This window comes from Stenotrophomonas sp. X, from assembly GCF_055721025.1.
This window is the reverse complement of record NZ_CM146756.1, coordinates 591,771-609,383: the sequence shown is the minus strand read 5'-3', so window position 1 is coordinate 609,383 and position 17,613 is coordinate 591,771. Positions and strand designations below refer to the sequence as shown.

General features: G+C 66.1%; 18 protein-coding genes. 10 read left to right on the top strand and 8 right to left on the bottom strand.

Features of this window, described 5'->3' with window-relative positions:
- Positions 1-80: 80 nt before the first annotated feature.
- The 5 genes from ACZ75I_RS02745 (at position 81) to ACZ75I_RS02725 (ending at position 4,693) form a co-directional block, all read left to right on the top strand.
- Entirely contained in the window at positions 81-1,202 is a 1,122-nt protein-coding gene (locus ACZ75I_RS02745) for an MlaE family ABC transporter permease (protein WP_180866689.1), read from the top strand.
- A 1-nt stretch (position 1,203) separates the two neighbouring features.
- Positions 1,204-2,031: an ABC transporter ATP-binding protein gene (locus tag ACZ75I_RS02740; protein ID WP_180866691.1), complete on the top strand. Its 828-nt coding sequence runs from the start codon at positions 1,204-1,206 to the stop codon at positions 2,029-2,031.
- Positions 2,032-2,034: 3 nt separating this feature from the next.
- Entirely contained in the window at positions 2,035-2,961 is a 927-nt protein-coding gene (locus tag ACZ75I_RS02735) for an MlaD family protein (RefSeq protein WP_005415199.1), read from the top strand.
- Positions 2,958-3,599 (top strand): ABC-type transport auxiliary lipoprotein family protein, encoded by a 642-nt coding sequence (locus ACZ75I_RS02730; protein WP_180866693.1) that lies wholly within the window; start codon positions 2,958-2,960, stop codon positions 3,597-3,599. The genes ACZ75I_RS02735 and ACZ75I_RS02730 overlap by 4 nt, the downstream gene beginning before the upstream one ends.
- A gap of 68 nt (positions 3,600-3,667) precedes the next feature.
- Positions 3,668-4,693: a glycosyltransferase family 2 protein gene (locus tag ACZ75I_RS02725; protein WP_180882374.1), complete on the top strand. Its 1,026-nt coding sequence runs from the start codon at positions 3,668-3,670 to the stop codon at positions 4,691-4,693.
- Positions 4,694-4,708: 15 nt separating this feature from the next.
- Here the strand turns inward: ACZ75I_RS02725 and ACZ75I_RS02720 are convergent, their stop codons facing one another.
- Genes ACZ75I_RS02720 through ACZ75I_RS02710 form a run of 3 tightly spaced genes read right to left on the bottom strand, consistent with a single transcriptional unit; the run spans position 4,709 to position 6,711 of the window.
- Complete coding sequence (locus tag ACZ75I_RS02720; protein WP_180866697.1) at positions 4,709-5,296, bottom strand: alpha-ketoglutarate-dependent dioxygenase AlkB family protein; 588 nt, start codon at positions 5,294-5,296, stop codon at positions 4,709-4,711.
- A gap of 46 nt (positions 5,297-5,342) precedes the next feature.
- Positions 5,343-5,975: a CoA transferase subunit B gene (locus tag ACZ75I_RS02715; protein WP_180866699.1), complete on the bottom strand. Its 633-nt coding sequence runs from the start codon at positions 5,973-5,975 to the stop codon at positions 5,343-5,345.
- Between the two features lies 1 nt (position 5,976).
- Positions 5,977-6,711 carry a CoA transferase subunit A gene (locus ACZ75I_RS02710; protein ID WP_095378653.1) on the bottom strand — a complete coding sequence of 245 codons (735 nt, stop codon included), beginning with the start codon at positions 6,709-6,711 and terminating at the stop codon, positions 5,977-5,979.
- A gap of 139 nt (positions 6,712-6,850) precedes the next feature.
- Between ACZ75I_RS02710 and ACZ75I_RS02705 the strand changes: the two genes are divergently transcribed.
- Positions 6,851-8,197 carry a phosphohexomutase domain-containing protein gene (locus tag ACZ75I_RS02705; RefSeq protein ID WP_180866701.1) on the top strand — a complete coding sequence of 449 codons (1,347 nt, stop codon included), beginning with the start codon at positions 6,851-6,853 and terminating at the stop codon, positions 8,195-8,197.
- A gap of 12 nt (positions 8,198-8,209) precedes the next feature.
- Positions 8,210-9,613, top strand: coding sequence for a mannose-1-phosphate guanylyltransferase/mannose-6-phosphate isomerase (locus ACZ75I_RS02700; RefSeq protein ID WP_164284183.1), 1,404 nt, complete (start codon positions 8,210-8,212; stop codon positions 9,611-9,613).
- 12 nt (positions 9,614-9,625) lie between these two features.
- On the opposite strand, the gene ACZ75I_RS02695 is transcribed toward ACZ75I_RS02700, so the two are convergent.
- From ACZ75I_RS02695 to rfbB, 5 genes are all read right to left on the bottom strand, one after another.
- A complete protein-coding gene (locus ACZ75I_RS02695; protein ID WP_180866709.1) occupies positions 9,626-11,014 on the bottom strand; it encodes a hypothetical protein in 1,389 nt (462 codons plus the stop codon).
- Between the two features lie 199 nt (positions 11,015-11,213).
- Positions 11,214-12,104, bottom strand: a complete 891-nt coding sequence (gene rfbD, locus ACZ75I_RS02690; protein WP_164284186.1) for a dTDP-4-dehydrorhamnose reductase — start codon at positions 12,102-12,104, stop codon at positions 11,214-11,216.
- Positions 12,101-12,658, bottom strand: a complete 558-nt coding sequence (gene rfbC, locus ACZ75I_RS02685) for a dTDP-4-dehydrorhamnose 3,5-epimerase (RefSeq protein WP_180866711.1) — start codon at positions 12,656-12,658, stop codon at positions 12,101-12,103. The genes rfbD and rfbC overlap by 4 nt, the downstream gene beginning before the upstream one ends.
- Positions 12,655-13,542: a glucose-1-phosphate thymidylyltransferase RfbA gene (gene rfbA, locus ACZ75I_RS02680; RefSeq protein ID WP_180866714.1), complete on the bottom strand. Its 888-nt coding sequence runs from the start codon at positions 13,540-13,542 to the stop codon at positions 12,655-12,657. Before rfbA ends, rfbC begins: the two co-directional genes overlap by 4 nt.
- Positions 13,543-13,556: 14 nt before the next feature.
- A complete protein-coding gene (gene rfbB, locus ACZ75I_RS02675) occupies positions 13,557-14,612 on the bottom strand; it encodes a dTDP-glucose 4,6-dehydratase (RefSeq protein WP_180866716.1) in 1,056 nt (351 codons plus the stop codon).
- 263 nt (positions 14,613-14,875) lie between these two features.
- On the opposite strand from rfbB, the gene ACZ75I_RS02670 reads away from it, so the two are divergent.
- The 3 genes from ACZ75I_RS02670 to ACZ75I_RS02660 are packed head-to-tail and all read left to right on the top strand — an operon-like array spanning position 14,876 to position 17,528.
- Complete coding sequence (locus ACZ75I_RS02670) at positions 14,876-15,622, top strand: electron transfer flavoprotein subunit beta/FixA family protein (protein WP_014035896.1); 747 nt, start codon at positions 14,876-14,878, stop codon at positions 15,620-15,622.
- Positions 15,622-16,560: an electron transfer flavoprotein subunit alpha/FixB family protein gene (locus ACZ75I_RS02665; protein ID WP_472958670.1), complete on the top strand. Its 939-nt coding sequence runs from the start codon at positions 15,622-15,624 to the stop codon at positions 16,558-16,560. The genes ACZ75I_RS02670 and ACZ75I_RS02665 overlap by 1 nt, the downstream gene beginning before the upstream one ends.
- Positions 16,560-17,528 carry a lysylphosphatidylglycerol synthase transmembrane domain-containing protein gene (locus ACZ75I_RS02660; RefSeq protein ID WP_180866720.1) on the top strand — a complete coding sequence of 323 codons (969 nt, stop codon included), beginning with the start codon at positions 16,560-16,562 and terminating at the stop codon, positions 17,526-17,528. Before ACZ75I_RS02665 ends, ACZ75I_RS02660 begins: the two co-directional genes overlap by 1 nt.
- The last annotated feature ends 85 nt before the right edge of the window (positions 17,529-17,613 follow it).

The following is a 17,613-nucleotide window of genomic DNA, read 5'->3' as shown; positions in this document are numbered from 1 at the left end:
TACCTACGCTGGGGCCCGCCGGAGAAATTCATCCAAGTTCGACGCGAAGCCCGATACAGAACGGTTATGCTGCGACCCGAATGGCCCACGTCACCCCGAACCTCGCCCCCCAGCTCGAACAGGATGCCCACGACCCGGGCCTGATCCGCCTGTCCGGCACCTGGACCTTGAAGACCGCGCTGGCCGCGGCCGAGGTCCTGCATGGCGTTCCCGAAAAGCTGACCGGCATCGATGCCACCGGCATCGAGCAGCTCGATTCGGCCGGTGTGCTGCAGGTACTGCGCGTGGCCCATCGTGCCGACCTCCACGAAGACGCACTGCAGTTCCGCGCGGACCACCAGGCGCTCGTATGCACCATCGAGGAAGTGGCCGATGACCGGCCCAAGCCCAAGCGCGACTTCGGTGTGCTGGCCGCGCTGGAACGGCTGGGTGTCAGCGTCCATGCCACCGGCCACAATATCAAGGCGCTGTGCAGCTTCCTCGGCGAGAACCTGGTCAAGGCCGCACGCCTGGTGAAGGAGCCGCGCCGGTTCCGGCTCACCGCCACCGTGCACCAGATGGAACAGGTGGGCCTGGATGCGGTGCCACTGGTGGCGCTGCTGTCGTACCTGGTCGGTGCGGTGATCGCCTTCCTCGGCTCGACCATCCTGCGCGACTTCGGCGCCGAGATCTACGTGGTCGAGCTGGTCAACATCGCCTTCCTGCGCGAGTTCGCCGTGCTGCTGACCGCGATCGTGCTGGCCGGCCGCACCGCCAGCGCGTTCACCGCGCAGATCGGTGCGATGAAGGCACGCGAGGAGATCGATGCGATGCGCACGCTGGGCCTGGACCCGGTCGACCTGCTGGTGCTGCCACGCTTGCTGGCGCTGCTGGTCACCCTGCCCTTGCTGACCTTCATCGCGATGATCGCCGGCCTGGCCGGCGGCATCACCGTCGGTGCGTTCGACCTCGACATCCCGCCGCAGATGTACATCGCGCGCATGCACGAGACGATGGAAGTGCGGCACCTGCTGGTGGGCCTGTCGAAGGCGCCGGTATTCGCCCTGGTGATCGGCCTGATCGGCTGCCTGGAGGGCCTGAAGGTCGAGGGCACCGCGCAGTCGGTCGGCGAGCGCACCACCTCCAGCGTGGTGCAGACGATCTCGCTGGTGATCATCATCGACGCCTTCGCGGCGTTGTGGTTCATGCACATGGACTGGTGACATGAGCACATCCGCCCTCCCCGAGTCCATCGACATGCGCGACGACCAGGGCCACGAACTGGCCATCCGCGTGCGTGGCCTGGTCAACCGGTTCGGCAGCCAGACCGTGCACGAAGACCTGGATCTGGACGTACGCCGCGGCGAGATCCTGGGCGTGGTCGGCGGCTCCGGCACCGGCAAGTCGGTGCTGATGCGCTCGATCCTCGGCCTGCGTGTGCCGGATGCTGGGCAGATCGAAGTCCTCGGCCGCGATGCGCGTGCCGACGACGCCGAGAGCCGCCTGCACATCGAACGCAATACCGGTGTGCTGTTCCAGGACGGTGCCCTGTTCTCGTCGCTGACCGTGGGTGAGAACGTCCAGGTGCCGTTGAAGGAACACCACCGCGAACTGCCCGAGCGCTGGCACTACGAACTGGCGCTGCTGAAAGTGAAACTGGCCGGCCTGCCCGCCGACGCGATCAACAAGCTGCCTTCGCAGCTCTCCGGCGGCATGCGAAAGCGCGCCGGCCTGGCCCGGGCGCTGGCGCTGGATCCGCCGTTGCTGTTCCTGGACGAACCCACCGCCGGCCTCGACCCGATCGGCGCGGCCGCGTTCGACCGCCTGATCAAGACGCTGCAGGAAGCGCTGGGGCTGACCGTGTTCCTGATCACCCACGACCTGGACACCCTGTACGCCATCTGCGACCGCGTCGCCGTGCTGGCAGACCGCAAGGTGGTGGCCAACGCGCCCCTCCCGGAAATCGAGAAACTGGATCATCCGTGGATCCAGGAATACTTCCACGGACCCCGCGCGCGCGCCGCGCGTGGCGAACAGATCGAGAGTGCCTGAGCCATGGAAACCAAAGCCAACTACGTGCTGATCGGCGCGTTCACCCTGATCACCGGCCTGGCCCTGCTGGCCTTCGGCCTGTGGGCCGCCAAGTACTCCTCCGACCGCACGTGGCAGGAATACCGCGTGGTGTTCCGCGAAGCGGTGACCGGCCTGTCGGTGGGCAGCCCGGTGCAGTACAACGGCATCGCGGTCGGTTCGATCACCGAGCTGAACCTGGTGCCGGACGACCCGCGCCAGGTGGTCGCGCGCATCCGCCTGAACTCCAACACGCCGGTCAAGACCGATACCCGCGCCAAGCTGGCGATCACCAGCCTGACCGGCCCGTCGATCATCCAGCTCAGCGGTGGCACGCCGCAGTCGCCGGCGCTGACCACGGTCAACAAGGATCCGGCACCGATCATCCCGACCACGCCCTCGGCGCTGCAGAACATCACCGACGTTGCCAACCGCATCGTCGAGCGCATGGACCAGATCCTCAGCGACCGCAACGTGGCCTCGATCAACGCGACGCTGGCCAACCTGGAGACGATCAGCGGTGGCCTGGCCGACCGTGACCAGGGCACGCAGGCGTTGCTGCTCAGCGCGCGCGATGCCGCGCGCAGCCTGGACACCACACTGAAGACCACCAACGGCACCATCGAGCGCCTGGACAGGAACCTGGTGCAGCAGCTGCCCGGCATCATCGACAAGCTCGACACGACCCTGGCCAAGCTCGATTCGGCCGCCGGCAACGCCGATTCGATCCTTGGCGAGAACCGCGCCGCGATCAACAGCTTTGCCAACGATGGCCTTGGCCAGCTGGGCCCGACGCTGACCGAACTGCGCGGCCTGATCCGCGACCTGCGCCGGGTCAGCGACCGCCTCGAGAACAACCCCGCGCGCTACCTGCTGGGCCGCGACGCACCGAAGGAGTTCGAACCCAAATGAGCCCGACCACCCTTCCGCGCCTGCTGCTGGCCGCTTCGCTGGTCACCCTGCTGGGCGGCTGCTCCATCCTCGGCAGCAGCGAGAAAACCGCGGTGACGCTGTACTCGCCGTCCGTGCAGGTCAAGGCGGACCCGGCGTGGCCGCAGGCCAGCTGGCAGCTGGTGCTGGCCAAGCCCAGCGCCGCGCGCATGGTCGACAGCCCGCGCATCAATGTGCGCCCGACACCGTCCCAGCTTGAGATCTACAAGGGGGCCAGCTGGGCGCAGCCGGCCACCGACATGATCGAGGACACCCTGCTGCGTGGCTTCGAGGATTCCGGCCGCATCCGCGGCGTGGCCCGCAGCACTGCCGGCATCCGCGCCGACTACAAGCTGTCCACCGACGTGCGCCGCTTCGAATCGGATTACCAGGGACAAGCCACGCCGACCGTGGTGATCGAGGTCAACGCCAAGCTGATCCACGTCGCCGACCAGCGCGTGGTGGCTGACCGCACCTTCCGCCAGGCGCAGCCGGTCGGCAGCACCGACGTACCGGCGGTGACCGCAGCCTTCGAGCGTGGCCTGCAGCAGCTGGCGCAGGACGTGGTGGGCTGGACACTGCAGAGCGGGCAGAACGACACGGCGACGCCGAAGCGTTGAATCGCAGCCACTGCGCTCGCCGGGCATGGCCCGGCGCTACCGTCGCGCGATCCTGGTAGCGCCGGGCCATGCCCGGCGGCACCCAAGCAAGGCCATGCGATAATCAGACGCCACGGCCCATTCCCCCGCTGATGCCCGCATCCGTTTCCATCGCCGTCTGCACGTATAACGGTGAGCGCTTCCTGCAGGAACAGCTCGACAGCCTGCTGGCACAGACACGCCGACCGGACCAGATCGTGATCCGAGACGACGTGTCCTCCGATGGTACGTTGGCGCTGCTGCGGGCCTTCGTGCCGCGCGCCGAGGCTGCGGGCATCTCGGTTGACCTGCAGGTCAATCCACAGAACATGGGCTATCGGCGCAATTTCGATGGCGCACTGCGCGCCTGCACCGGCACGCTCATTTTCCTGTGCGATCAGGATGATGTCTGGCATCCCGACAAGGTCGCACGGTTCTGTGCCGAGTTCGATGCGCGCCCTGGATTGCGCGTCCTGCACTGCGACGCACGTTTGATCGATGATGCAGGTCAGCCCATGCCGCAGACCCTGTTCAGCGCACTGCACTACGGAGCTGCGCAACGGGCACGAATGCATGCCGGCGGCGGGTTCCGATTGATGCTCAAGCGCAAGCTGATGACCGGTGCTGCGATGGCATTGCACCGGTCGGTCCTGGCCGATGCACTTCCGCTGCCGGCATCGGACTGGGTGCACGACGCCTGGATCGGCACACTGGCTGCCATGCGCGGGGAGATCGACAGCCTTTCCGAGACACTCATTGATTACCGCTTGCACAGCAACAATCAGTTGGGCCTTGGTGGCAACGATGCCACGCCACGCGGGGTACGACGCAAGCGCCAGTTGGAAAGCGAGCGTGTGGAATGCAGCCAGCTGCTGGAGCGCGCGCAGGCGCGTGGCCTTCCTGCTGCCCAGCTGGCCTGGGTCGAACGCAAGCGACGTCATGTCGACGTGCGCGCCAGCCTGCCGAGTTCGCGCCTGCAGCGCATCCCGGCGGTAGTGGGCGAACTGCTGCGCGGCAACTATGGCCACTTCGGCCGTGGCGTGCTGTCTGCCGGCATCGATCTGTTGCGCGCCTGACACGTCGGCCCAGGATCAGCCGAGCTGGATCCACCGGAACGTCAGGTTGATCCGCTCGCCCTGCACCCGTGCCATCTTCGGCAGCGCGTGCTGGTAGAAGCGCTGGGTCTGCCCGGCCATCAGCAGCAGGTCACCGTGGCCCAGCTCGAATTCAGCCTTGCGCGCCGGATCATCGCGGCGGCGCAGCAGGAAACGGCGTGTAGCGCCCAGGCTCAGCGAAGCGATCACCGGGGCGGGCCCCAGCTCCGGCTCGTCATCACTGTGCCAGCCCATGTAATCACCGCCACCACGGTAGCGGTTCAGCAGCACGCTGTTGAAGTGGCCGTGACCCTCGGCTTCCAGGCGCCCGCGCACGGCCCGCAGCACGGGCGGCCATGGGTGCGGCACGAACTCGGCACCGGAATAGCGATAGCGGGCCTGCGGGTCGCCGATCCAGCAGCTCAGCCGTGGCGAGTCCACCCAGTTGCCGAACATGCGGATGCGGTGGACCTCCCACGGCACCTCGGTCCGCATCGCCTCCATCAGCCGGTCGGCGTCGGCCGCGGCCAGCCAGCCCGGCAGGTGCAGGACATCGGCATCGGGCAGGTCGTGGGGGAACAGCATGGCGATCCCTCAGCAAACAGGGCGGCCCTGGGCCGCCCTTGCACCATCAGCCGCGCAGGAACGCGACGCCGGTCTTTTCCTTCAGCTCTTCATCGCTGACACCCGGCGCGGCTTCCACCAGCAGCAGGCCCTTGTCAGTCACGTCGAATACCGCCAGATCGGTAATGATGCGGTCGACCACGCCCACGCCGGTCAACGGCAGCGTGCATTCGGCCAGGATCTTGTGCTCGCCGTTCTTGGCGGTGTGCTCCATCAGCACCACCACGCGCTGCACGCCGGCGACCAGGTCCATCGCACCGCCCATGCCCTTGACCATCTTGCCGGGCACCATCCAGTTGGCCAGGTCGCCCTTGTCGGTCACCTGCATGGCACCGAGGATGGCCAGGTTGACGTGCCCACCGCGGATCATCGCGAAGCTGTCGTGGCTGCCGAAGTAGCTGGCGCCCGCACGTGCAGTGACGGTCTGCTTGCCAGCGTTGATCAGGTCGGCGTCGACTTCGGCGTCGGTCGGGAACGGACCGATACCGAGCAGGCCGTTTTCCGACTGCAGCCACACGTCCACGCCTTCGGGAATGTGGTTGGCCACCAGCGTCGGCAGGCCGATGCCCAGGTTCACGTAGGCGCCATCGGTCAGCTCGCGTGCCGCGCGTGCGGCCATCTCATCACGGGTCCACGCCATGTCAGTTGCCCTCCGCGCGGATGGTGCGCTGTTCGATTCGCTTCTCGGGATGCGCGTTGTGCACGATGCGGTGCACATAGATGCCCGGCAGATGCACCTGGTCCGGGTCGATGGCGCCGACCGGCACCACCTCTTCCACTTCCACGATGCAGACCTTGCCGGCCATCGCGCAGGCCGGGTTGAAGTTGCGTGCGGTCTTGCGGAACACCAGGTTGCCAGCCTCGTCGGCCTTCCAGGCCTTGACCAGCGCCACGTCGGCGCGCAACGCGGTCTCCATCACGTAGTGCTTGCCGTCGAATTCGCGGGTTTCCTTGCCCTCGGCCACCACCGTGCCGTAGCCGGTGGCAGTGAAGAACGCCGGAATACCCGCGCCACCGGCACGCAGGCGCTCGGCCAGGGTGCCCTGTGGGTTGAACTCCAGCTCCAGCTCGCCGGCCAGGAACTGCCGTTCGAATTCCTTGTTCTCGCCCACGTAGGACGAAATCATCTTCTTGATCTGCCGCGTTTCCAGCAGCTGGCCCAGGCCGAAACCATCGACGCCGGCATTGTTGGAGATCACGGTCAGGCCCTTGGCGCCGCTGTCGCGCAGCGCAGCGATCAGCGCCTCGGGAATGCCACACAGGCCAAAGCCGCCCACGGCCAGGGTCTGGCCATCGGCGACCACCCCCTGCAGGGCCTCCGCCGCACTGGCGAAGCGCTTGCCGCGCTTACCGCCGGTCGTTGCCGGGTTGCTCATCTACGCCCTCACCTCGTTGGTGTAATCCGCCCATTCTAGGGCAGCGCACCGGCCGGTCACGTGGCGTTGCGGCATGGAAACGATTCCCATACGGGGCTGGCGGTACAATCAGCGGCTGTGCCCAGAATGGACCCGATCAATGCCCCTGCCCGCCTTCAAGGCCTATGACATCCGCGGCCGCGTGCCGGAAGAGCTGAACGAAGACCTCGCCCGCCGCATCGGCGTCGCCCTGGCCACTCAGCTCGCACCGGGCCCCGTGGTCCTGGGTCATGATGTCCGTTTGACCAGCCCGGCACTGCAGGACGCGCTGGCGGCTGGCCTGCGTGGCGTGGGCCGCGAAGTGATCGACATCGGCCTGTGCGGCACCGAGGAGGTCTACTTCCAGACCGACCACCTGGGCGCCGCGGGCGGCGTGATGGTGACTGCCAGCCACAACCCCATGGACTACAACGGGATGAAGCTGGTCAAGGAAAACGCACGGCCAATCAGTTCCGATACCGGCCTGTTCGCGATCTCCGACGCCGTGGCCGCCGATGCCGGCAGCGCACAGCCACCGGTTGCGGCGCAGACCGCGCGCCACGACAAGAGCGCCTACATTGATCACCTGCTGGGCTACGTGGACGCCAGCAAGCTCAAGCCACTGAAGCTGGTGGTCAACGCCGGCAACGGCGGCGCCGGTGCCATCGTCGACCTGCTGGCGCCGCACCTGCCGCTGGAATTCATCCGTATCTGCCATGAACCCGATGGCAACTTCCCCAATGGCATCCCCAACCCGCTGCTGCCGGAGAACCGCGCCGCCACCGCCGAGGCCGTGCGCGAACATGGTGCCGACTTTGGCATCGCCTGGGACGGTGACTTCGACCGCTGTTTCTTCTTCGATCACACCGGCCGTTTCATCGAAGGCTATTACCTGGTCGGCCTGCTGGCAAAGGCCATTCTCGCCCGCCAGCCCGGTGGCAAGGTCGTACACGATCCGCGCCTGGTCTGGAACACGGTGGAAATGGTCGAAGCCGCCGGCGGCGTGCCGGTGCTGTGCAAGAGCGGCCACGCCTTCATCAAGGAGAAGATGCGTGCGGAAGATGCGGTGTATGGCGGCGAGATGAGCGCCCACCACTACTTCCGCGAGTTCGCCTATGCAGACTCCGGGATGATCCCCTGGCTGCTGATCGCCCAGCTGATTTCGGAAAGCGGACGTTCACTGGCCGACTGGGTCGAAGATCGCATGGCGGCCTATCCGTGCAGCGGAGAAATCAACTTCAAGGTGGCAGATGCCAAGGCCGCCGTGGCACGGGTGATGGAGCACTTCGCCGCGCAGGCGCCCGCGCTGGACTACACCGATGGCATCAGCGCCGATTTCGGCGACTGGCGCTTCAACCTGCGCAGTTCCAACACCGAACCGCTGCTGCGCCTGAATGTCGAAGCCCGCGGTGATGCTGCGCTGATGCAGGCGCGCACCGACGAAATTTCCCACCTCCTTCAGCAATAACCAAGGAAGACCATGAGCATCATTCAGCCCGTCATTCTCTCCGGTGGCTCCGGCACCCGCTTGTGGCCGCTGTCACGTGAGTCCTACCCGAAGCAGTTCCTGCCACTGGCCGGCGAGCAGACCATGTTGCAGGCTACCTGGCAGCGGGTGGCCCCCATTGCCAGCCGGGGGCCACTGGTGATCGCCAACGAGGAACACCGCTTCGTCGCCGCCGAGCAGCTGCACCAGGTCGGTGCCGAGCCGGCTGCGATCATCCTCGAGCCAATGGGGCGCAACACGGCGCCGGCCATCGCGGTAGCGGCATTGGAAGCGACGCGCGACGGCGCCGATGCGCTCCTGCTGGTACTGCCGTCGGACCACGTGATCAGCGATGAAGCCACCTTCCGCAGCGTCGTCCAGGCAGCCACCAGCGCTGCCGAGGCGGGCAAGCTGGTGACCTTCGGCATCGTACCCACAGGCCCTGAAACCGGCTATGGCTACATCAAGGCCGCCGACGGCCAGGGCCTTCGCGCCGTCGAGCGCTTCGTCGAGAAGCCCGACCTGGACACCGCCACCGGGTACGTGGCCAGCGGCCAGTACTATTGGAACAGCGGCATGTTCCTGTTCAAGGCATCGCGCTACCTGCAGGAGCTGGAACGCTTCCAGCCGGAGATGCTTGCCGGCAGCCGCAGCGCATGGCAGCAGGCCCGCCGCGACACCGACTTCACGCGCCTGGACAAGGCCGCCTTCGCCGCCGTTGCCTCTGATTCCATCGACTACGCGGTGATGGAGAAGACCGCCGATGCGGTGGTGATCCCGCTCGACGCGGGTTGGAACGATGTCGGTTCGTGGACCGCACTGCGCGATGTCTCGCAGCAGGATGGCGACGGCAATGCCCATCAGGGCGATGTGATCGCCATCGACTGCCGCAACACCTATGCCTATGGCCAGCGCCTGGTGGCGATGGTCGGCCTGGACGATGTGATCGTGGTGGAGACCGACGATGCCGTACTGGTCGGCAAAGCCGACCGCATGCAGGAGGTCAAGACGGTGGTGTCACAGCTGAAGACCGAAGGCCGCAGCGAAGCGACCTGGCACCGCAAGGTCTATCGTCCGTGGGGCGCCTACGATTCGATCGACAACGGTGCCCGCTTCCAGGTGAAGCGGATCACGGTCAAGCCCGGCGGCACGCTGAGCCTGCAGATGCACCACCATCGTGCCGAACACTGGATCGTGGTCAGCGGCACCGCCGAGGTGACCCGTGGTGACGAAGTCATCCTGCTGAGCGAGAACCAGAGCACCTACATTCCGCTGGGCGTGACCCATCGCCTGCGCAACCCGGGCAAACTGCCGCTGGAACTGATCGAAGTGCAGTCCGGCAGTTACCTGGGCGAAGACGATATCGTTCGCTTCGAGGACACCTACGGGCGTAGCTGACGGGTTCAACCCTCAGCGTCGCTGAGCTCCGGCGCCCTCCAGGGGCGCCGGTTCGGCACGCTCCACAGGAAGGATCCGGCGAAGGGCCGGATCATCCAGATACAACTTGAGGCGGTTCGTGTCGGGATATGGCAGCTCGAACTCGCCCGCCTGCGGCGCACGGAGATCAGCGCCCGCAAGGTGACGCCGGACATTGTCCTGCTGCAGCCGCGCTGCCGCGCTGAAATGCTGGAGCTTGGCAACATCCTTTCCGATCCGGCCCAGCAATGGATATGCAACGACAAGCGCGAACAGGAGCACCGCTGCACGCCTTGCCGTGCGCAGTCGCGGCCCCTTCGACGCCAGGCCCCACAATTGGATGGCAAACCACGCATTGGCAAACAAGCCAGGCACAAACAGTTCCGTATAGCGGGACATCGGCGCCCTCATGTCATGCCCGCGACCATAGGCGATGGCCAATGCCTGAAGCGCAGACCAGATGCAGAGTCCTGCCATCACCAGATCGGTCGGCGACGCTTGCCGGCGGATCACCATGCGCACAACCATCACAGTGGCAGGCAGCCAGATGATCAGCGCGAACCCACCTGACCGCATGGGCCACGCCAGAACCCGGGACGCGGCGTAGATGAACTCGCCTACGCTCTGCGCACGCAAGACCGTATTGACCTCGATCACGGGAACCTGAGCGTAGGCGACCATCGCGACGGCCGCCAGCACTGCGGTTGCGCACAACGCCGGCACTCGTCGGCCGGGAAGGCAGATGCAGGCCAGGACACAGGTCGCAGCCGTTGCCACTGCGGTCAATAGGCCCGACGCCATGGTGACACTGGCAAACACGCTCAGTGCGATCGCAGCAGGCAAAGCTACAATATTCTGATGATGCCTGGCCACCAGCGCGATGGCCACGATGCTGGACAGAATCAGGAAGTAGAACTGCGACTGGAAGCCCACGAGGAAGTTCTCCCATGCGAACGGCAGAACTGACAGCAGAATCGCCAACAGCAGCAGCATCCAGCGACCCACAGCAGCGCCCGCGTCGCGAAGCGCGTGCCAGACCAGCAATGCGGGGATGCAGCAGAACACGACGGCCGCGACCCGTGCTTCGTAGACATTGTTCCACTGCCCGGTGACTGCATACGACAGCAGAGTGACCATGCGCGTGGGCAGGATGCGATGCTCATTGTGCGGCGCCAACAACATCTGCCACTGCAATGTTCCTTCCAGCCATGGCTTGAGCGCAGAGGCCCACTCCCCATCCCATTGATCCATGTAGGGCATCGGCGTAGCGAAGAACTGCACGTACAGCAGTCGTGCCAGCAGTGCCAGCCCACCAACACCCAGTGCCAGCATGAGTGGAGACCGATTCCGCGATGCGCGGGCGTGCAAACCAGGCAGATTCATGGAGCGTCCTTTCAGGTGCGAGCGCAGCACCTTCGACGCACTGCGGGGGAGAACCCAGCTGCGCATGGTAGTGCAGCAGCACCGGATTCGCGCGTACTCACGCTCAACAAGGCCTGGTTCGAAACATTGCACAGCGCGAGAAAGCAGAAACCCGGCCAAGGCCGGGCTTCCGTCATCCGCCGCACCGCGCGGCCGGCGATCAGAACTGCGCGATCACCCGCTTCAGACCGTCCTGCCACTCCGGCAGCACAATGCCGAAATCCTGCTGCAGCTTGCGATTGTCCAGCACCGACCAGGCGGGGCGCTTGGCCGGGGTCGGATACTCGGAACTGGGAATCGCCTCGACCGTCGGCACCTTGGCCAACACGCCGGTGGCCAGCGCTTCGGCGAAGATCGCCTCGGCGAACCCGTGCCAACTGGTCTGGCCACTGGCGGTCAGGTGCCATGTACCGGACAGCTGGCCCGGATGCTGCAGTGCCTGCGCGGTGACATCGGCGATCAGCGCCGCCGGCGTCGGCGTACCGATCTGGTCGGCGACCACCCGCAACGCATCGCGCTCGGCGCCCACGCGCAGCATGGTGCGCAGAAAGTTCGCACCGTGCGAGGCATACACCCACGCCGTGCGGAAGATCAGGTGATGGCCCCCAGCCGCACGCACCGCATCCTCGCCATCGCGCTTGCTGGTGCCATACACGCCCAGCGGTGCGGTCGGCTCGTCCTCGCGGTAGGGCGCGCTGCCCTGGCCATCGAACACGTAGTCGGTGGAGTAATGCACGAACGGCACGCCATGTGCCGCACACCAGCGCGCGATCACGCCCGGCGCCTGCGCATTGGCGGCGAAGGCAGCTTCAACCTCCTGCTCGGCACGATCAACGGCGGTATAGGCGGCCGCATTGACCACCAGCGAGGGCTGCACGCGGTCCAGCAATGCCGGCAGGCTGTCGGGCTGGCCGAAATCGGCTGTTTCGCAGGTACTTCCGTCGGGCAGGACGCCGCTGCGGGTGGTCGCGACCACCTTGCCCAGCGGTGCCAGCGCGCGCAGCAGCTCCTGGCCGACCTGGCCGTTGCCACCGAACACCAGCACGGTCATGGCACGTAGGCCGGCAGGCGGTCTTCAGCAATGTCCTTCAGGAACGGTGCGTTCTCGTCCTTGGCCGACAAGGTCGGTGCGCTGATCGGCCAGTCCACGGCGATGTCCGCATCGTTCCAGCGCACGCCAGCATCGAAGTCCTTGAGGTAAACCTCGGTGCACAGGTAGCTGAACACCGCACGCTCGGACAGCACGGCGAAACCGTGGGCGAAGCCCTCCGGAATCCAGAACTGCTTCTTGTTCTCCGCGCTCAGCACCACCGCTTCCCACTGGCCGAAGGTCGGCGAGCCACGACGGATGTCGACGGCCACGTCATAGACCTCGCCTTCGAGCACGCTGACCAGCTTGCCCTGCGGGCGCGGCCACTGGTAATGCAGGCCGCGCAGCACGCCCTGCGCGGACGTCGACACGTTGCTCTGCACGAAACGATCCGGCAGGCCCAGCGCAGCAAAGCGCTCGGCGTTCCAGGTTTCGAAGAAATAACCGCGGGCATCGCCGAACACCGCCGGCTCGATCACCACGCAACCGGGCAACTTGGTTTCAATCACTTTCACGGAACGACTCCACGCAGAGCGAGTTTATGCAGGTACTGGCCGTAGCCATTCTTGATCAGCGGAGCCGCCAGTGCTTCCAGCTGTTCGGCAGTGATCCATCCCTGCCCGAATGCGATTTCCTCGGGGCAGCAGACCTGCAGGCCCTGACGGGTCTGGATGGTCTCGATGAAGTTGGAGGCCTCCAGCAGTGACTGATGGGTGCCGGTATCCAGCCACGCATAGCCACGGCCGAGCGCCTCCAGATGCAGGTTGCCTTCTTCCAGGTAGCGCTTGTTGAGATCGGTGATCTCCAGCTCGCCACGCGGCGACGGCTTGAGTTCACCCGCGTAATCGCTGGCGTTGCCGTCATAGAAGTACAGGCCGGTCACCGCATAGTTGGAGCGTGGCGCTGCCGGCTTCTCGACCAGATCGATCACCTTGCCGCTCTTGTCGAACTCGGCCACGCCGTACCGTTCCGGATCATTCACCCAGTAGCCGAACACGGTCGAACCGCGAACGCGTTCATCGGCGCGCTGGAGCACTTCGCGCAGGCCGTGGCCATGGAAGATGTTGTCGCCCAGTACCAGGCAACTCGGCTTGCCGGCGACGAAGTCGCGGCCGATCAGGTAGGCCTGGGCCAGGCCATCCGGACTCGGCTGCACCGCGTACTGGATGTCCATGCCCCACTGCGAACCATCGCCCAGCAGCTGCTGGAACAACACCTGTTCGTGCGGGGTGTTGATGATCAGAACCTCACGGATACCCGCCAGCATCAGCACGCTGAGCGGGTAATAGATCATCGGCTTGTCGTACACCGGCAGCAGCTGCTTGCTGACGCCCTTGGTGATCGGATACAGCCGGGTGCCGGAACCACCGGCGAGGATGATGCCCTTGCGCTGGGTCATGGTGTCTCCTGGGTTCAGGCCGTGGTGCCGATGCGCTGCAGGCGGTAGCTGCCATCCAGCACGCCGTTGACCCAGTCCTGGTTGTCCAGGTACCAGTCGACGGTGAAGGCGATGCCCTGCTCGAAGGTGTAGGCCGGTTCCCAGCCCAGATCGTTCTTCAGCTTGGACGCATCAATCGCATAGCGGCGGTCATGGCCGGGACGGTCGGTGACGTAGGTGATCTGGCTGCTGCGCGGCTGGCCATCCGCGCGCGGGCGGCGCTGGTCCAGCAGTGCGCAGATCGCCTGCACCACTTCGATGTTCTGCTTTTCCGAGTTGCCACCGACGTTGTAGGTCTCGCCGATCTGGCCCTTGGCCAGCACGGTGCGGATCGCCTCACAGTGGTCGGACACGAACAGCCAGTCGCGTACCTGCTTGCCATCACCGTAGACCGGCAGCGGCTCACCGGCCAGCGCCTTGGCGATCACCAGCGGGATCAGCTTCTCCGGGAAATGGTACGGGCCGTAGTTGTTGGAGCAGTTGGTGGTCAGCACCGGCAGCCCGTAGGTGTGGTGGAACGCACGCACCAGGTGATCCGAAGCCGCCTTCGACGCCGAGTACGGCGAGTTCGGGGCATACGGGGTGGTTTCGCTGAACTTGCCGGTCTCGCCCAGGGTGCCGTACACCTCGTCGGTGGACACGTGCAGGAAGCGGAAGGCCGCGCCGGGTTCGGCCGGCAGCGCCTTCCAGTAGTCGCGCACCGCTTCCAGCAGGCCGAGGGTGCCCACCACGTTGGTCTGGATGAAGGCGCCCGGACCGTCGATGGAACGGTCCACATGGCTCTCGGCGGCGAAGTTCAGCACCGCATCCGGCTGGTGCTCGGCCAGCAGGCGGGCGACCAGCGCGCTGTCACCGATGTCGCCCTGCACGAACACGTGATTGGGATTGCCTTCCAGGCTGGCCAGCGTCTTCAGGTTGCCGGCGTAGGTCAGTGCGTCGAGATTGACGACCTTGATGCCACGGGCGACAGCTTCAAGAACAAAGTTACCGCCAATGAATCCGGCACCGCCGGTGACAAGCCATGTGGGCACTACCTGTTCTCCTGATCGAAATTCATCCAAGGAGCGCCATCAAGCGCCCCGGCACAGCAGCACAGGATACATGCCGTTGGTCTTCACGACTGCCTGCGCGGCGTGAACGGCGCACCCGGAAACCGGGAGTGCTGCCGCACCGCAGCATAACCATACGCATTCGCATGGTCCCCTCAAGCCAGCTAGAATCGGGATCCCACCCCCGAACCGGTTGCTGTGCGAGGACCGGACGTTCTCACCGTTATTGAAGGACCCCGTACCAGATGAAAATCCTCGTCGCGTACAAGCGCGTGGTGGACTATAACGTCCGCATTCAGGTCAAGCCGGACGGTTCCGGCGTGGTCACCGACGGCGTCAAGCTGTCCCCCAACCCCTTCGATGAAATCGCCCTGGAAGAAGCCCTGCGCCTGCGCGACAAGGGCATCGCCAGCGAAGTCGTGGTTGCCACCATTGCCCCCGCAGATGCCCAGGCGCATCTGCGCAACGGCCTGGCCATGGGCGCCAACCGCGCGGTCCATGTGGTCACCGACCAGGCCATCCAGCCGCTGACCGCCGCACGCACCCTGCTCAAGCTGATCGAGAAGGAACAGCCGGACCTGGTGATCCTGGGCAAGCAGGCCATCGACGACGACGCCAACCAGACCGGCCAGATGCTGGCCACGCTGTGGGGCCGTCCGCAGGCGACCTTCGCCAGCAAGCTGGACATTGCCGACGGCAAGGCCACGGTGACCCGCGAAGTCGACGCCGGCCTGGAAACGCTGGAAGTGGACCTGCCGGCGGTGGTCACCACCGACCTGCGCCTGAACGAGCCGCGCTTCATCAAGCTGCCGGACATCATGAAGGCCAAGGCCAAGCCGCTGGAGACCCTGCAGCTGGCCGACCTCGGCGTTGAAGCCGCCGACACCTTCAAGACCACCCAGTACGCCGCACCGTCCAAGCGCAGCAAGGGTGTGATGGTCAAGGACGCGGCCGAACTGGTGGCCGCACTCAAGCAGAAGGGGCTGCTGTAATGAGCAAGATTCTCGTCATCGCTGAGCACCACGACGGCAAGCTCAACGCCGCCACCGCCAAGACCGTCAGCGCTGCTGCCGCCATCGGCGGGGACAGCATCGACGTGCTGGTGCTGGCCGCCGATCCGGCCGCCGTCGCCGCCGAGGCCGCGAAGATCACCGGCGTCGCCAAGGTCCTGACCGTGGCCAACGCTGCCAACGCGCAGGCCATCGCGCAGGTGCTGGCGCCGCAGATCGCGCAGCTGGCCAAGGGCTACACCCACGTGTTCGGCCCGTCGACCACCTTCGGCAAGGACCTGATGCCGTGCGTGGCCGCCCTGCTCGGCGTCAACCAGGTCTCCGACCTGATGAGCGTCGAAGGCAGCCACACCTTCAAGCGCCCGATCTACGCCGGCAACGCGATCATCACCGTGGAAGCCCCGGCCGACCAGATCGTGGTCGCCACCGTGCGTGCCGCCTCGTGGCCGGAAGCTGCCCAGGGCGGCAGCGCCGCCATCGAAGCGGCCAGCGTCGATGCTGCCCTGCCGACCCACACCCGCTTCGTCGGCCTCGCCGCTGGCGCCAGCGACCGCCCGGACCTGCAGAGCGCCAAGCGCGTGGTCTCCGGTGGCCGTGGTGTCGGTTCGGAAGAGAACTTCAAGGTCATCTTCCAGCTGGCCGACAAGCTCGGTGCCGCCGTCGGTGCCTCGCGCGCCGCGGTCGATGCCGGCTACGTGCCCAGCGACCTGCAGGTCGGCCAGACCGGCAAGATCATCGCGCCGGAACTGTACGTGGCGGTCGGCATCAGTGGTGCCATCCAGCACCTGACCGGCATCAAGGACGCTGGCACGATCGTCGCGATCAACAAGGACGGCGACGCGCCGATCTTCGAGATTGCCGATATCGGCCTGGTGGGGGATCTGTTTGCGATCCTGCCGGAACTGGAAGCTGCGCTGTAATGTCTGACCGCTCGTCCCCGGCGCCGGTGAAGCCGGCTCGCCGGAGACGCGCAGGCCTGTGGGTCGCCGCCACGGCGGCGGCCTACCTGGCGGTCCTCTGGTACATCGACCGCGACCGCAACATCCTTTTGCAGCTGGCCGCGCAGGCCAGCACGCTGCTGCTGTGCAGCGCCCTGGTGCTGGCCAGCTATGTGTTCCGCTACCAGCGCTGGCGCGCGGTGCTCGCCGCACAGGGGCTGCACCCGCACAGCTGGGGCCGGGGCGCACTGGCCTACCTGGCCGGCTTTGCCTTCACCGCCTCGCCCGGCAAGGCCGGCGAACTGCTGCGCATCCGCTATTTCGGCTGGCAGGGCATTCCAGCCAGTGCCACCCTGGCCACCTTCATCTTCGAACGTGCGCTGGACCTGCTGGTGATCACCGCGCTGGCGATCGGTGCGGCCCACCTGATTCCGGCCTTCGGCGCGCTGGCGGGGATCATTCTGGGCGTGCTGCTGGTGCTGGCCCTGCTGGGCTGCTGGCCGCCGCTGGCGCGCACCGCGCATCGCATCATCGAGCACCTGCCGGGTTCGCCGGTGCGGCGGCTGGGCCACTTCTTGGTCAGCGGCGCAGGCGCCCTTGGCCCGCTGTTGCACGTACGCCTGCTGTTGCCCGCCAGCCTGCAGGGCGCTGCCGCATGGTTGTTGACCGCCACTGCTTTCGCCCTGCTCTGCCAGGCGCTGGGCATTGCCCTGCCGTGGCCGTTGGCGCTGGGCATCTACCCGCTGGCCATGTTGGTCGGTGCCCTGTCCTTTGTTCCCGGCGGCGTGGGCACCACCGAGGCGGCGATCGTGGTCATGCTCGGTGCCAGCGGCGTTGCGGTCGATACCGCGCTGACCGTGGCCATCGGCATCCGCCTGGTCAGCCTGTGGCTGGCGGTGGCTGTGGGAATGCTTGCAATGGCGTTTCTGGAGCTGAAAGCCAGGCCATGACGTTCAGAAGGTGAATGGCTGCGCGTCACAGCCGGTTCCCTTATCATTCAGGGTGAATTCAACCGTGTGGAAAAGGAAGTACATG

Bases quoted from the DNA above. Each gene is read 5' to 3' on its own strand.
- ACZ75I_RS02745 (WP_180866689.1), top strand. From the start codon at position 81: ATGGCCCACGTCACCCCGAACCTCGCCCCCCAGCTCGAACAGGATGCC.
- ACZ75I_RS02740 (WP_180866691.1), top strand. From the start codon at position 1,204: ATGAGCACATCCGCCCTCCCCGAGTCCATCGACATGCGCGACGACCAG.
- ACZ75I_RS02735 (WP_005415199.1), top strand. From the start codon at position 2,035: ATGGAAACCAAAGCCAACTACGTGCTGATCGGCGCGTTCACCCTGATC.
- ACZ75I_RS02730 (WP_180866693.1), top strand. From the start codon at position 2,958: ATGAGCCCGACCACCCTTCCGCGCCTGCTGCTGGCCGCTTCGCTGGTC.
- ACZ75I_RS02725 (WP_180882374.1), top strand. From the start codon at position 3,668: ATGCCCGGCGGCACCCAAGCAAGGCCATGCGATAATCAGACGCCACGG.
- ACZ75I_RS02720 (WP_180866697.1), bottom strand. From the start codon at position 5,296: ATGCTGTTCCCCCACGACCTGCCCGATGCCGATGTCCTGCACCTGCCG.
- ACZ75I_RS02715 (WP_180866699.1), bottom strand. From the start codon at position 5,975: ATGGCGTGGACCCGTGATGAGATGGCCGCACGCGCGGCACGCGAGCTG.
- ACZ75I_RS02710 (WP_095378653.1), bottom strand. From the start codon at position 6,711: ATGAGCAACCCGGCAACGACCGGCGGTAAGCGCGGCAAGCGCTTCGCC.
- ACZ75I_RS02705 (WP_180866701.1), top strand. From the start codon at position 6,851: ATGCCCCTGCCCGCCTTCAAGGCCTATGACATCCGCGGCCGCGTGCCG.
- ACZ75I_RS02700 (WP_164284183.1), top strand. From the start codon at position 8,210: ATGAGCATCATTCAGCCCGTCATTCTCTCCGGTGGCTCCGGCACCCGC.
- ACZ75I_RS02695 (WP_180866709.1), bottom strand. From the start codon at position 11,014: ATGAATCTGCCTGGTTTGCACGCCCGCGCATCGCGGAATCGGTCTCCA.
- rfbD (WP_164284186.1), bottom strand. From the start codon at position 12,104: ATGACCGTGCTGGTGTTCGGTGGCAACGGCCAGGTCGGCCAGGAGCTG.
- rfbA (WP_180866714.1), bottom strand. From the start codon at position 13,542: ATGACCCAGCGCAAGGGCATCATCCTCGCCGGTGGTTCCGGCACCCGG.
- ACZ75I_RS02670 (WP_014035896.1), top strand. From the start codon at position 14,876: ATGAAAATCCTCGTCGCGTACAAGCGCGTGGTGGACTATAACGTCCGC.
- ACZ75I_RS02665 (WP_472958670.1), top strand. From the start codon at position 15,622: ATGAGCAAGATTCTCGTCATCGCTGAGCACCACGACGGCAAGCTCAAC.
- ACZ75I_RS02660 (WP_180866720.1), top strand. From the start codon at position 16,560: ATGTCTGACCGCTCGTCCCCGGCGCCGGTGAAGCCGGCTCGCCGGAGA.